9 protein-coding genes are annotated in these 14,141 nt (G+C 37.1%); 3 read left to right on the plus strand and 6 right to left on the minus strand.

Going from position 1 to position 14,141, the window contains the following annotated elements; all coding sequences use genetic code 11:
- Window positions 1–28: 28 nt before the first annotated feature.
- Window positions 29–577: a fimbrial protein gene (locus ABN217_RS02625; RefSeq protein ID WP_196554204.1), complete on the minus strand. Its 549-nt coding sequence runs from the start codon at window positions 575–577 to the stop codon at window positions 29–31.
- Between the two features lie 351 nt (window positions 578–928).
- The gene (locus ABN217_RS02630) at window positions 929–1,552 is read right to left on the minus strand and encodes an FMN-dependent NADH-azoreductase (RefSeq protein ID WP_196552960.1); all 624 of its coding nucleotides are present in this window, start codon (window positions 1,550–1,552) and stop codon (window positions 929–931) included.
- Between the two features lie 251 nt (window positions 1,553–1,803).
- Here ABN217_RS02630 and hrpA point away from each other — a divergent pair, with 251 nt between their 5' ends.
- Window positions 1,804–5,682 (plus strand): ATP-dependent RNA helicase HrpA, encoded by a 3,879-nt coding sequence (gene hrpA / locus ABN217_RS02635; RefSeq protein WP_349439201.1) that lies wholly within the window; start codon window positions 1,804–1,806, stop codon window positions 5,680–5,682.
- Between the two features lie 269 nt (window positions 5,683–5,951).
- Here the strand turns inward: hrpA and ABN217_RS02640 are convergent, their stop codons facing one another.
- Window positions 5,952–7,346 carry a basic amino acid/polyamine antiporter gene (locus tag ABN217_RS02640; RefSeq protein WP_196552962.1) on the minus strand — a complete coding sequence of 465 codons (1,395 nt, stop codon included), beginning with the start codon at window positions 7,344–7,346 and terminating at the stop codon, window positions 5,952–5,954.
- Between the two features lie 264 nt (window positions 7,347–7,610).
- Complete coding sequence (gene ydgH, locus ABN217_RS02645; protein WP_196552963.1) at window positions 7,611–8,564, minus strand: DUF1471 family protein YdgH; 954 nt, start codon at window positions 8,562–8,564, stop codon at window positions 7,611–7,613.
- A 386-nt stretch (window positions 8,565–8,950) separates the two neighbouring features.
- Here ydgH and pntA point away from each other — a divergent pair, with 386 nt between their 5' ends.
- The gene (gene pntA, locus ABN217_RS02650) at window positions 8,951–10,480 is read left to right on the plus strand and encodes a Re/Si-specific NAD(P)(+) transhydrogenase subunit alpha (protein WP_349439036.1); all 1,530 of its coding nucleotides are present in this window, start codon (window positions 8,951–8,953) and stop codon (window positions 10,478–10,480) included.
- 11 nt (window positions 10,481–10,491) lie between these two features.
- Window positions 10,492–11,880 (plus strand): Re/Si-specific NAD(P)(+) transhydrogenase subunit beta, encoded by a 1,389-nt coding sequence (gene pntB / locus ABN217_RS02655; protein WP_349439034.1) that lies wholly within the window; start codon window positions 10,492–10,494, stop codon window positions 11,878–11,880.
- Window positions 11,881–11,951: 71 nt separating this feature from the next.
- On the opposite strand, the gene uspE is transcribed toward pntB, so the two are convergent.
- Together uspE and fnr are read right to left on the minus strand one after the other, a co-directional pair.
- On the minus strand, window positions 11,952–12,902 hold the full coding sequence (gene uspE / locus ABN217_RS02660) for a universal stress protein UspE (RefSeq protein ID WP_109408129.1): 951 nt from the start codon (window positions 12,900–12,902) through the stop codon (window positions 11,952–11,954).
- Window positions 12,903–13,045: 143 nt separating this feature from the next.
- The gene (gene fnr, locus ABN217_RS02665; protein ID WP_072068170.1) at window positions 13,046–13,804 is read right to left on the minus strand and encodes a fumarate/nitrate reduction transcriptional regulator Fnr; all 759 of its coding nucleotides are present in this window, start codon (window positions 13,802–13,804) and stop codon (window positions 13,046–13,048) included.
- Between the last annotated feature and the right edge of the window lie 337 nt (window positions 13,805–14,141).

Raw genomic sequence — 14,141 nt, forward strand, 5'->3', positions numbered from 1 at the left:
ATAACCAGCTTTGTTAATTTTTAAGACATTAATCTACAGCGACATCACTATAAATAACGTCAAATGATAAGCTAGATCTTACTAAGCCGGGTGTTGCATCTAATCCATTTGGTTTCATATAATTGACTTCAAATGAAAAATCAGCGGTTTTAGCATTTTTATCAATATTTAAATTAAATGCTTTAGGTCTTTCATTACTTAATTGAATAATGTTTTTTTCTGAATCAAAAATGGCAAGATCAACATTACTACCATTATCTACTAGGTTTTTTAATAAATTTTTTGTTTGTTTTGGAATTTTCAACTGAATATTAGAAAGACTTTCGCTACAATTAGTAAATTGAATGGAAAGCGGTTGAGCATCCGTTTTTGCTATATGATTATCTCCAAAATTATTTGCTTGAACTGGGGGTAATTGAACAGGTTGTATATCTTGTAATTGGCAAGTGGGATTCGCTGTAACAGAACCATTAATCGTAATTGTACCTACATTTTTTTCTGTATATTCAAGCGCATTTGATTGGGTTGATAAAAAAGTTGTAGATAAAATAAGCATTGAGAGTAAATTTTTTTTCATTTCAAATTCCATTTATTGAATTAATAAAATTATTTAATAATCTTCTTATCTCTAGAAGCCAAAAAATATTATTTATTTATCCTTTAAAAATCAAATTTAATTGAATTAAATGTTTTTATTTTAATGGTGAATAAAAGAATAAACAGTAATTAATTTTTATTAAAAACACGGACATTAAACTATTTGTTTAATAAAATAGTTCGTTTTAGAATTATCTTCTTTTAAGGCTTTTTAGTTATAATTTAGTAAGGTCTTTTTTATAAAAACAATTAAGTGGTATTGATATGTTTTTATATATTTAGATATAAAAAAAGCACCTGGTTAGGTGCTTTTATAAAAAGATAAAATTAATTATTTTGCGGTGATATTTTTTGTACTAATCACAGTATCAATTTCTTTTTGTGCTTGCAGATGAGATTGCTGAGTGTGCTCCTCACCAAAGGCTGTACCTTCAGCCATAATAAATTGTACGTCATTGATACCGATAAAAGCTAAAAACTGTGTAAGGTATGGAACAATCAGATCAGAAGGCTTATCTTTATGAATACCACCACGGCTCGTTAATATAACCGCTTGTTTATTTTCAAGTAAACCAACAGAACCCGCTTCGGTGTATTTAAATGTTTCACCTGCACGAGCGATATAATCAATGTAATGTTTTAACTGCGCCGGAATTGAGAAGTTATACATTGGTGCCGTGATAACAATGATATCATGAGCTTTTAATTCTCTAATTAATTCATCAGATAATGCTCTGGCAACTTTTTGTTCATCAGATAGCATTGCTGTTTCTTTTCCAAAAGCGAATAGAGTAGCTTGGTCTAATGTTGGTACTGTATCTTTAGCGAGATCACGTACAGTAATCAGGTCATCTTTATGGTTATTTTGCCAATTTTCAATCAAGTAATCAGCCATTTTATTGCTGTGTGAGTAGTTATCTAAAATACTTGATTTCAGTACAAGGATCTTTTTCATTATTTTCTCGTGGTCTATAAAGTGTTTTATTTATTTAAATTTATTAGTTAATAGTAGTTTACCCAATCTTTAAAATATCACATCACAATCCTTTGAATATGCTATTCAAAATTATTGATTATATGAAATCATAGGCTAAGAAATTTAACCAAGCCTTTATGTGCCAATAGCCTGTTGTGATATCATAAAGGCATTAGTTTTGATTAGAATAACCTCAAAAAGGATAATAAAAGGTGACATTATCATCTGCCATGCTCTATCAAGAAATAGAGCAATTATCGTTGCGGGAGCAGCAACGGTTAAGAAAACGTCTACGTGGCGTCGCTAAAATTAATAATGAAGAGTCCAAACAGGCGGTATTAAGTGCAATTAAGCAAGATATCACCACAGCACAACAGATGATAATTCGCCGCCAAGCTAATTGTCCTGAAATTACTTACCCAGAAAACCTTCCAGTTAGTCAAAAGAAAGATGCTATTTATAATGCAATAAGAGATAACCAAGTCGTTATTATTGCAGGGGAAACTGGCTCTGGTAAGACAACACAGATCCCTAAAATTTGTCTTGAATTAGGTCGAGGGATCAAGGGATTTATTGGGCATACTCAGCCGCGTCGTTTAGCTGCACGTTCAGTGGCTGAACGTATCGCTCATGAATTAAAAAGTACGTTAGGAGAATCTGTAGGTTATAAGGTTCGTTTTAGCGATCATGTTGGTGACAATACACTTGTTAAATTGATGACTGATGGAATTTTGTTAGCAGAATTACAGCAAGATAAACTGTTACTGCAATATGACACGATCATTATCGATGAAGCCCATGAACGTAGTTTAAATATCGATTTCATTCTTGGCTATTTAAAACAGCTATTACCTAAACGTCCTGATTTAAAAGTCATCATTACATCAGCAACTATTGATCCTGAGCGTTTTTCTAAACACTTTAGTCAAGCTCCAATTATTGAAGTATCAGGTAGAACTTATCCTGTTGAAGTGAGGTATCGCCCAATTGGTGGTGATGAACTGGATAGCGATAAGGATATGACTGATGGGATTATTGATGCTATTGATGAATTAAGCCGAGAAAGTGCGGGTGATATTCTTATTTTTATGAGTGGTGAACGAGAAATTCGCGATACTGCTGATGCTCTGAATAAATTACAACTTCGCCACACTGAAGTATTACCTTTATTTGCCCGTTTATCTAACAGTGAACAAAATCGAATTTTTCATCCCCATAATGGCAGACGTATTATTTTAGCAACTAACGTTGCCGAAACTTCATTAACTGTGCCAGGTATTAAATACGTTATTGATACGGGGTTCGCCCGTGTCAGTCGTTATAGTTATCGTACTAAAGTACAACGACTTCCAATAGAGCCTATTTCTCAAGCATCAGCCAATCAAAGGAAAGGGCGTTGTGGTCGTGTTTCTGATGGTATTTGTATTCGTCTTTATTCAGAAGATGATTTTATTTCTCGTGCTGAGTTTACTGATCCTGAAATATTAAGAACTAATCTTGCATCTGTTATTTTGCAAATGACCTCAATAGGATTAGGTGATATTGGTGCGTTTCCATTTGTACAGCCACCCGATAAACGTAATATTCAAGATGGTGTTCGATTATTAGAAGAGCTAGGTGCATTACAAGAGGGAACCGATAACAATGGCGCTTATCGTTTAACCCCTATGGGAAAACAACTTGCACAACTTCCTATTGATCCTCGTTTAGCAAGAATGGTACTTGAAGCACGTAAATATGGTGCTGTTAAAGAGTTGATGGTTATTACTTCCGCACTTTCAATTCAAGATCCTCGTGAAAGACCGATGGATAAACAACAAGCTTCTGATGAGAAACATCGGCGCTTCCAAGATAAAGATTCTGATTTCTTGTCTTTTTTAAACATGTGGGATTATTTAAAAACTCAACAAAAAGAGTTGAGTCATTCCCAGTTTAGAAAACTGTGTCGCCAAGAATTTTTAAATTTTATGCGCGTTCGAGAGTGGCAAGATGTTTATACGCAATTACGACAAGTTGTGAAAGAATTAGGTTTTCCAGTTAATAGTGAGCCTGCTGATTTTAGAAGTGTTCATGTTGCACTCCTAAGCGGTTTATTATCGCATATTGGACAAAAAGATGCAGATAAACAAGAATTCACAGGTGCAAGAAATGCTCGTTTTTCTATTTATCCTGGCTCAGGTCTATTCAAAAAACCGCCTAAATGGGCAATGGTGGCGGAGCTAGTCGAAACATCTCGTTTATGGGGGAGAATTGCGGCTCGGATTGAACCAGAATGGATTGAACCTATTGCTGAACATTTGGTGAAACATCAATATAGCGAACCTCATTGGTCAAAAGCGCAAGGTGCTGTAATGGCTAATGAAAAAGTAACATTGTATGGTTTACCTATCGTTGCCTCTCGACCTATAAATTATAGTCAAATTGATCCGCTTTTATGCCGTGAACTCTTTATTCGACACGCCTTAGTGGAAGGGGATTGGCAAACTCGTCATGCATTTTTCCGTGACAATTTAAAATTGCGGACAGAAGTTGAAGAGTTGGAACATAAATCCCGTCGTCGTGACATTCTTGTCGATGATGAAACAATGTTTATTTTCTACGATCAACGAATACCTCAGGATGTTGTTTCGTCTCGGCATTTTGATAAATGGTGGAAAGAGGCACAGAAAACATCACCTGATCTGCTTAACTTTGAAAAAAGTATGCTTATCAAAGATGATGCTAAACGAGTTAGTGCATTAGATTATCCGAACTACTGGCAACAAGATAATTTAAAATTACGCTTAACCTATCAATTTGAACCGGGCACTGCGGCTGATGGTGTCACTGTCCATATTCCATTACCTATTTTAAATCAGGTAAAAGACGAAGGTTTTGATTGGCAAATTCCGGGTATTCGTCATGAATTGATTGTGGCCTTAATTAAGTCATTACCAAAACCTATCCGCCGTAATTTTGTACCAGCACCTAACTATGCTTCTGCTTTTTTAGAGCGTGTACCTCAAGTTGAAGGTGATTTACTCGATAGACTTGAAAAAGAATTACGGCGTATGACGGGCGTGACCGTTGATAGAGAGAGTTGGCAACTCGATCAAGTTGCCGAACACTTAAAAATGACATTCCGTGTTGTTGGCGATAAAAATAAAACACTGGCAGAAAGTAAAGATCTCAATAAATTAAAAGAGAATTTAAAGGAAAAAGTGCAAGAAACATTATCGGCTGTGGCTGATGATGGTATCGAGCAGCAAAATCTGCATATTTGGAGTTTTGGTGATTTGCCTCAGCGTTATGAGCAAAAACGCGGTGGTTATTCAGTGAAGGCTTATCCAGCACTTGTTGATGAAAAAAATAGTGTAGGTATTAAGCTTTTTGAAACAGAAACTGAACAGCAAGCTTCAATGTGGGAAGGGGTACGACGGTTATTATTATTAAATATTCCTTCACCGATTAAATACCTGCATGAAAAATTACCAAATAAAGCAAAACTTGGTCTTTATTTTAATCCTTATGGCAAAGTGCTTGATTTAATTGATGACTGTATTGCTTGTGGTGTTGATAAACTTATCGCGTCTTATGGTGGTTTAATTTGGCAAGAAGACGAATATCAAAAGCTACAAGAGTATGTCAGAGCAGAACTAAATGATGCTGTGGTTGATATAGCTAAACAAGTTGAAGCAATTTTAACGCAAGTATTTGCCATCAATAAGCGTTTAAAGGGGCGGGTTGATATTAGTGTTGCTTTTGCATTATCTGATATTAAAGCCCAGCTTGGCCAGTTAGTTTTTCCTGGTTTTGTTACCTCTCACGGTTGGAAACGCCTTGCTGATATTCCTCGTTATTTAAGTGCGATTGAAAAACGAATGGAAAAATTGGCTATCGATCCTAATCGTGATCGTGCACAAATGAGCCGAGTTGAAAATGTTATACAGCAATGGCAACAATGGTTAGGCAAATTGACTGAAAAACAAAAACAGCAAGACGATGTACAAAATATTCGCTGGATGATAGAAGAGTTAAGAGTGAGTCTATTTGCTCAACAGATAGGAACACCTTATCCAATCTCAGATAAACGTATATTGCAGGCAATAGAACAAATAAGTTTTAACTAATTAAATAGTGACATGTTTGAACCCACGGGAACTTATGCTTCTTGTGGGTTTTTTTATTCTCTTGCTAATTAATAGCTACATATATATTAGTTACAACATACTATATGTTTCTTGATTTATACGCATCTAACCATCCGTGTAAAAAATAACAGCTTAGCAGGAAAAATTTTCTGACTTAAGTGAGATTGCTTTTGAAGAGAAGAGAAGAGAAGAGAAGAGAGGTAGAGAGGTAGAGAGGTACTGTTTTTTCAGTACCCCTCAGATTATCTTTAGTAAATAGTTAAGTAACCCAATGCCGGAATAGCGCCAAATAAGACAAGAGCTAACAGAATTTTCTCACTTGAGAGTAGCGGTTTTTTATCCTTATACTGTTTGCGTGTATATAAAAACATTAGGATACCAGGTGCGTAAAGTACAACAGATAACAATAAATTAATAACACCTGACGCATAAAGTAACCATAAACCATATAAACTTGCGGGTATAGCTATCAGTAATAAAGCACGGCTACTACGTGCAATAGCAACTTTAAATAGAAAAGCACCCACTAAGAAATAAGGAACAAGGATCATCTCTGAGGCGATAGTCAGTAGTGTGTTGTAGTTACTTCCTGTTAGCCAAATTAATACTAAAGAGAATTGAACAGCTAAGTTGGTAAACCATAATGAAGATGATGGTGCATCATTTTTATTTTGCTTACTGAGTTGTTTAGGAAATGAATGATGCAATGCTGCGATATAGGGAACTTCAGCGGCCATAATTGTCCAGCTTAAATATGCACCACAAACAGATAAAATAAGACCTGCGGCAATAATTATTTCACCCATACTACCAATCAGTTGTACAAGCAGAGGAGCCATTGATGGGTTTTTCATTGCGGCTAAATCAGCTTGACTGACTAAACCTTGTGATAAAAGTGTCACAAGAATATAAATAACCAGAGCAATAACAACAGCAAGTACAGTCGCTAAACCAACATCTCGTCGATTTTTAGCTCTTGCAGAAACGACAACGGCACCTTCAATACCAATAAATACCCATAGCGTGATCAGCATTGTATTTTTAACTTGATCCCAAACAGGAACACCCATATTTATTCCTTGAAAATCAAGGGTAAATATATCCATATTGAAAGCTAATAGGGCGACAATAACAAATAATCCTAGCGGAATAAGTTTTGCCATTGTTGCCATTAAATTAATACTGGCGGCTGTTTGTACACCACGTAAGATAAGAAAATGGACAACCCAAAGTAATATGGATTCTCCTATTAAGGCCTGCCAAGTATTCCCATCACCAAAAATGACATTTTCAGGGGAATCTGTAAAAAAACTGAAGGCTGCAAAAACAATAACAAGATAAGAAACGTTAGCGACAACTGCGCAAACCCAATAACCCCATGCAGAGCAAAAACCAATAAACTCACCAAATCCTTCTTTAGCGTAAGTGAAAATACCACCGTCAAGATCAGGCCGCAGGCGAGAGAGAAGCAATAAAGACGTGGCAAGAAAGAGTATCCCAACACCCGTTATTACCCAGCCGATAATCAATGCAGCAGGGCTAGCAACTTCAGCCATATTTTGAGGCAAACTGAATACACCTGCACCAACCATTGAGCTTAACACTAACGCGGTGAGTGATATTAAGCCAAGTTTCTTATTCAAGGATAATTACCTACGTGATTAAAATTGTAAATAAATAGCGTATTTTCTTATTTTTTGGTCAGTAAATAGAATAAATATGAATATCTCAAATTTAAATAAAGATAAAAACACTAAAAAACAGCGAGATTTTACGGAGAGTTAACTTGGTTGTCTATGCATTAAATCATAAAAATTATGCACTTTTACAAAATGTGGTTTGTTTGATTATATTTTGAGTAAAAAAAACCTCGCATAAGCAAGGTTTTTTTAAATTAGGAAGTTTTATTACTTGAATAAGTCAGCAGTAATAGTGACTGTACCACCATCACTTTGCCATTCATTGGTAATATGGTAATACTTGGCACCTTTTGCGGCAGCACGTTTAGCAACCTGATAAGAAATTTCTGGTGAGTTTACAAAGTATCCGCTAAATGTAATGGTATCAAAAGGATCCATTAACGCAGCCGCAGCTTTGTTGACTTCTTGGATTTCAGTGCCATCAGGTAATGTTACAGTGTAACGACCACCTGTACCTGAAGTTTGTGTATCAGCAAATGCACCTACGTTTCTATCAAAATCAGTGTTTGATGCAAGACCTGGTTTCTCAACTTTATTAGCAGCGACTCCGCCTTCTGCAATAAGTGCGCGACCGGCATCAGAATCATAGGGAACAACCGCTTCTGGTGCTTGAATAGCGCGTTTAGGTGCATCTTTTTTGTAGATATAAGCTGTAACTTCTTGGTTACCACCATCATTTGTCGATACATTACGTACAATAAAGAATGATGCAGCACCTTTTTTAGCTGCCGCTTTTGCAATTGCATCGTTAATATCCGGGGTTGTTGGGAAGTAACCACGGATAGAAACAGTATCAAATGGTTGTAACAGAATTGCTTCAGGTTTTGGTAATTCAGTTACGCCATGAAAAACACGATAGCTTTCTTCTTCTGCTTTGGGTGCATCTTTATGGTATAGATCAGCAGTAACACTCATGTTGCCACTATCACTAATATCATCTAGACCTTGAATGTAGAAACTATCAGCACCGACTTTATCCGCACGACGAGATACCGCATCAGCGGCTTCATAAATAGCGTTAAAACGACCGATAACTGTAATTCTTTCAAATGGTTTTAGTTCTGCAGCTTGTTCGGGGGTTAATTCCTGAGCAGCCTGCGCAACAGTGATATTAGTTAAAGATAACATCGCTGCTGCGATGACTGAGGTTTTCAGCTTCATACAAAATCCTTCCGCCTTGCGCAATTAATATTGGTCATGTGCTGAACGTAGTGGTTTATCACATAGGGATTAATTATTACATGTAATAATAGCATTTGTCGCATTATTTTATTTAGCGAATCACCACAGAGTCAAATGACCAGTATATGTTACCAGATATTTACCTGAATATAGTGAATAATTCATAAATATGCCTTTTCGACTAAAATGATCCAATTAAGTTCAATTTTAGCTTTACACAGATATAGATTATTGGTTTTATTTTCAGTAGGTTATTAGAGCTCCGATTAATGGCATGCATATTATTATTTTTAACATTTTTTTTGCATGAATGTGAAGTTAACGGAGAAGTTTTAACAGAACTCTATGGATAAGAAGGGAAAATTATGCGAATTGGTATACCCAAAGAGCGGCTTTCTAATGAAACAAGGGTTGCGGCAACACCTGCCACAGTAACTCAACTCATAAAATTAGGATTTACAGTCGCAATTGAAAATAGTGCTGGTATTGCTTCAAGTTTTGAAGATAAAGCTTATCAAGAAGCTGGCGCTGAGATCCTCGACCTCCAAAATGTTTGGCAATCAGACATTATTTTGAAGGTAAATGCACCGCTTGATAATGAAATAACATTATTACAAGAAGGTGCAACATTAGTGAGTTTTATATGGCCAGCACAAAATGCGTCATTGCTCGAAAAACTAGCTGAAAAGAACATTAACGTCATGGCCATGGATAGTGTGCCACGTATTTCTCGTGCGCAATCTCTTGACGCGTTGAGCTCGATGGCAAACATTGCAGGTTATCGTGCTGTTGTTGAAGCCGCTCATGAATTTGGCCGATTCTTCACGGGGCAAATTACTGCAGCTGGTAAAGTACCACCAGCTAAAGTGATGGTTATTGGTGCCGGTGTTGCAGGTCTTGCTGCGATTGGTGCCGCAGGGAGTCTTGGCGCAATTGTTCGTGCATTTGATACTCGTCCTGAAGTTAAAGAACAAGTCCAAAGTATGGGCGCTGAGTTTCTGGAACTTGATTTTAAGGAAGAAGCAGGCAGTGGTGATGGTTATGCCAAGGTAATGTCAAAAGCCTTTATTGATGCTGAAATGGCGTTATTTGCAGAACAAGCAAAAGATGTTGATATCATCATTACAACCGCATTAATCCCAGGAAAGCCAGCACCTCGTTTAATCACGAAAGAAATGGTTGATTCAATGAAACCAGGGAGTGTGGTTGTTGATCTTGCAGCCCAAAATGGGGGGAACTGTGAATATACCGTACCGAATGAAGTCTTTACGACAGAACATGGTGTGAAAATTATTGGTTATACAGATCTTGCCGCTCGCTTGCCGGCACAATCGTCTCAGCTTTACGGTACTAATTTAGTCAATTTACTGAAATTACTTTGTAAAGAGAAAGACGGCAATATCAATATTGATTTTGATGATGTTGTTATTCGAGGCGTCACTGTTATTCGTGCTGGTGAAGTCACATGGCCTGCACCACCGATTCAAGTTTCAGCACAGCCTAAAGCTACACCTGCTGCGAAACCACAAGAGAAACCCGTTGCTAAACCTGTTTCACCTTGGAAGAAATACGGCTTATTAGCTATTGCTTTCTTATTATTTGCATGGCTTGCCAATGTTGCACCAAAAGAGTTTTTATCTCACTTTACGGTATTCGCGCTTTCTTGTGTGGTGGGATATTACGTTGTTTGGAATGTTAGCCATTCATTGCATACACCATTGATGTCAGTTACAAACGCAATTTCAGGCATTATCGTTGTCGGTGCTGTACTACAAATTGGGAGTGGTGGTTGGGTTAGCCTCTTTTCGTTTGTCGCAATTTTAATTGCGAGTATTAATATTTTTGGTGGATTTACTGTTACTCAACGTATGTTGAAAATGTTCCGTAAAGGATAAGGGAGACAATTATGTCCAGCGGAGTTGTTACAGCGGCATATATTGTCGCCGCGATATTATTTATTTTTAGCCTTGCCGGCTTATCAAAGCATGAAACCTCTAAACAAGGTAACTACTTTGGTATTGCAGGGATGGCGATTGCACTGTTCGCAACCATTTTTGGACCTTATGCTGGCAATGTAGGTTGGATCATTATTGCAATGGTAATCGGTGCTGTTATTGGTATCCGTTTAGCTAAAAAAGTCGAAATGACTCAAATGCCAGAATTAGTTGCAATCTTACACAGCTTTGTAGGTTTCGCAGCTGTTTTAGTGGGTTTTAACAGTTATCTTGACCACAACACGGCAATGGATCCTGTGATGGTGAATATTCATCTAACAGAAGTCTTTTTAGGGATCTTCATTGGTGCTGTTACATTTACAGGTTCAATTGTTGCTTATGGTAAATTAAGTGGAAAAATGTCGTCGAAACCGATGATGTTGCCTAATCGCCATAAATTAAACCTTGCAGCTTTGGTTGTTTCTTTCTTATTGATGGTTTGGTTTGTTAAAACCGACAGTGTTGGCTTACAAGTTTTCTTAATCATAGTAATGACTGTAATTGCATTAGCATTTGGTTGGCATTTAGTTGCATCGATAGGTGGTGCTGATATGCCAGTTGTTGTTTCGATGCTGAACTCTTACTCAGGATGGGCAGCAGCAGCAGCAGGCTTTATGTTGAGCAATGACCTGTTAATTGTAACAGGTGCATTAGTGGGTTCTTCAGGTGCGATCCTTTCTTATATTATGTGTAAAGCGATGAATCGTTCTTTTATTAGCGTAATAGCAGGTGGATTTGGTACAGATGGTTCAGCTCCAACTGAAGAAGGTGAGATGGGCGAGTATCGCGAAACAACGGCTGAAGAAGTCGCTGATATGTTGAAAAATTCAACTTCTGTTATTATCACCCCAGGCTATGGATTAGCGGTTGCACAAGCACAATATCCTGTGCATGACATCACTGAAAAATTACGTCAACGCGGTGTGAAAGTGCGTTTTGGTATTCATCCAGTAGCAGGGCGTTTACCGGGCCATATGAATGTATTGTTAGCGGAAGCTAAAGTGCCTTATGATGTTGTATTAGAAATGGATGAAATCAATGATGATTTCTCTGATACTGATACTGTTTTAGTTATTGGTGCTAACGATACGGTAAACCCAGCAGCACAAGATGATCCAAATAGCCCAATTGCAGGTATGCCAGTGTTAGAAGTGTGGAAAGCTCAAAACGTCATTGTGTTTAAACGCTCAATGAATACAGGTTATGCAGGGGTTCAAAATCCTCTGTTCTTTAAAGAGAATACACAAATGTTATTTGGCGATGCTAAAGCTAGCGTAGATGCAATTTTAAAAGCACTGTAACTGTAATAGATACAGATAGTGAAAAGCCAGTCAATTCTTTGACTGGCTTTTTTAATGGATACTTTTAACAATCAATCGTGATCGCTATCAACTGTAATAGGACAGGTAAAACCATCAGGTTTGATGGCCAACAAATCACATTTAATATGGTCTATCAGTTGTTCTGCGGTATTTCCTAAGAAGGCTGCTGAAAGCCCCGTTCTTCCTAAAATACCTAAAACAACAATACCTGCATTTAACTCTTCACAAACTTGAGGAATAACTTGTTCTGGTAATCCTTCTTTAACATGTGTTTTCTCTTCTGGAATGCAGAATTTCTGACGAAGTTCTTTCATCGCAATAAGATGCTGACCACGAAGTGCATTGTTATAAAGATTAGGATCAAAATCAGGTAACTCAATCGCAATATTAATCGGTGCAACAGGATAAGCACTGAGTAGATGAACATCAGGGTCTTTTTGTATGCGATGAGATAAATCAGTAGTTAATTCGATAAGTTTTAGATTAAGAGCATCATGGTAAGATTCTTCATTTGATAAATTTGCCGCTACGACAATAGTGCCGTATTCAGGCCATTCTTTATCTTTAACCATCCAAACAGGGCAAGGGCATTTTCTAAGTAATTGCCAATCTAGAGGAGTAAAAATAAGAGAACCTAATTTATCGTGTTGATGAGCCATTTTTATGAGTAAGTCATGTTGATGTGCCACAACTTCTTCAATAATGGCTTCATAAGGGCGATTATGCCAAATGACTTTAATGTCAATTTCTATACCGGCTTCAAGGTAATAGCGAGACTGCTGTTTGATCCAAGCTGCTTTTTGACTAATAACACCTTTGCGCATTGCGTTGCGTTCATCGGGAGATAAAAGGGTTGTCATGTCATAGGAGAGATCATAAACAGGTAGAAAAGCTTTTATCCGCCCACCATTACGCTGAACGATATAGACAGCACGGCGAAGTGCTGGTTGGTCATCTTGGTTAGGATCAATGACAACGAGAAGGTTTTGATATTTTTCCATTGTAATATCCTCTTTAGGGCTGGATTTATCCATCTACAATTTAAAGATAACCCAAGAAGATAAAATGCAATAGTACAAAATAGAAAATGGGGCACAAATTTGTGTGCCCCATTATAAAATTAGCGAGTGAAATGTAACACAGATTAAACTTCAGCTGACGAAGGAAGTTTACCTGCTAGTTCACTTAATAACGTACCATCTTCGATGGTAATGTATTTACCTTTAACGCTTAACATGCCACTTTTTTGGAAGCGACCTAATAAACGGCTAATCGTTTCGACGGTTAAACCCAAATAATTACCGATATCACCGCGGGTCATAGTTAAACGGAATTCACGAGGAGAAAAACCACGCTGAGCGAAACGACGAGAGAGGTTATAAATAAAAGCAGCCAAACGTTCTTCTGCATTCTTTTTCGATAGCAGTAAGATCATCTCTTGGTCACCTTTGATTTCACCACTCATCAGGCGCATCATTTGTTGACGTAAGTTAGGCATTTTGCCTGACAGATCATCCAAAGTCTCAAATGGAATTTCGCAAACCATTGATGTTTCTAAGGCTTGAGCGAAACTAGGGTGTTCGGTATTAATAATGGCGTCAAATCCAACCAAATCACCAGCAAGATGAAATCCTGTTATTTGCTCGTCGCCTTCTTCCGTAATGGTATAACTTTTAATTGTACCAGAACGTATGGCATAAAGTGATTTCAGCTCATCACCTGCTTTAAACAAGGTTTGACCTTTTTGGATGGGCTTTTTACGCTCGATAATATTATCGAGTTGATCAAGCTCATGCTCGTTTAAAGTAAACGGGATGCAGAGCTGGCTAATACTGCAATCCTGACAATGGATTGCACAACCGCCAGATTGGATTCGGCGAACGACGCGTTTTTCTGGGATCATAAGCTTGCTCATTACAAATAAAAATATTGATATGCGTCAATTTTAACACATATTGCAGTAATTGGTAAGGGGAATAACGATACGTGTAGAAATAATTCTGAATGTAACAAAACATGTATCTTGATAAAAACGATGTTTTGCTTAAAGGCTTATTTAGAACAATTTGCGCTAACCCTATACTCAATTGGTATATTATTCGATTTTCTAATGAAGTTATAGTGCTATTACTAAATTATCCTCGTCAAAAGCCAAAAATGAAGGTGTGCTTCAATATTTTCTATCTTTATATTGACATTTAGTTTACGGCTTTACCTTAAATTCGTGTTTTTTATACATA

Origin of the sequence: Proteus sp. fly-1067 (assembly GCF_040139345.1) — a bacterium.
Taxonomy (GTDB): Bacteria; Pseudomonadota; Gammaproteobacteria; order Enterobacterales; family Enterobacteriaceae; genus Proteus; species Proteus vulgaris_B.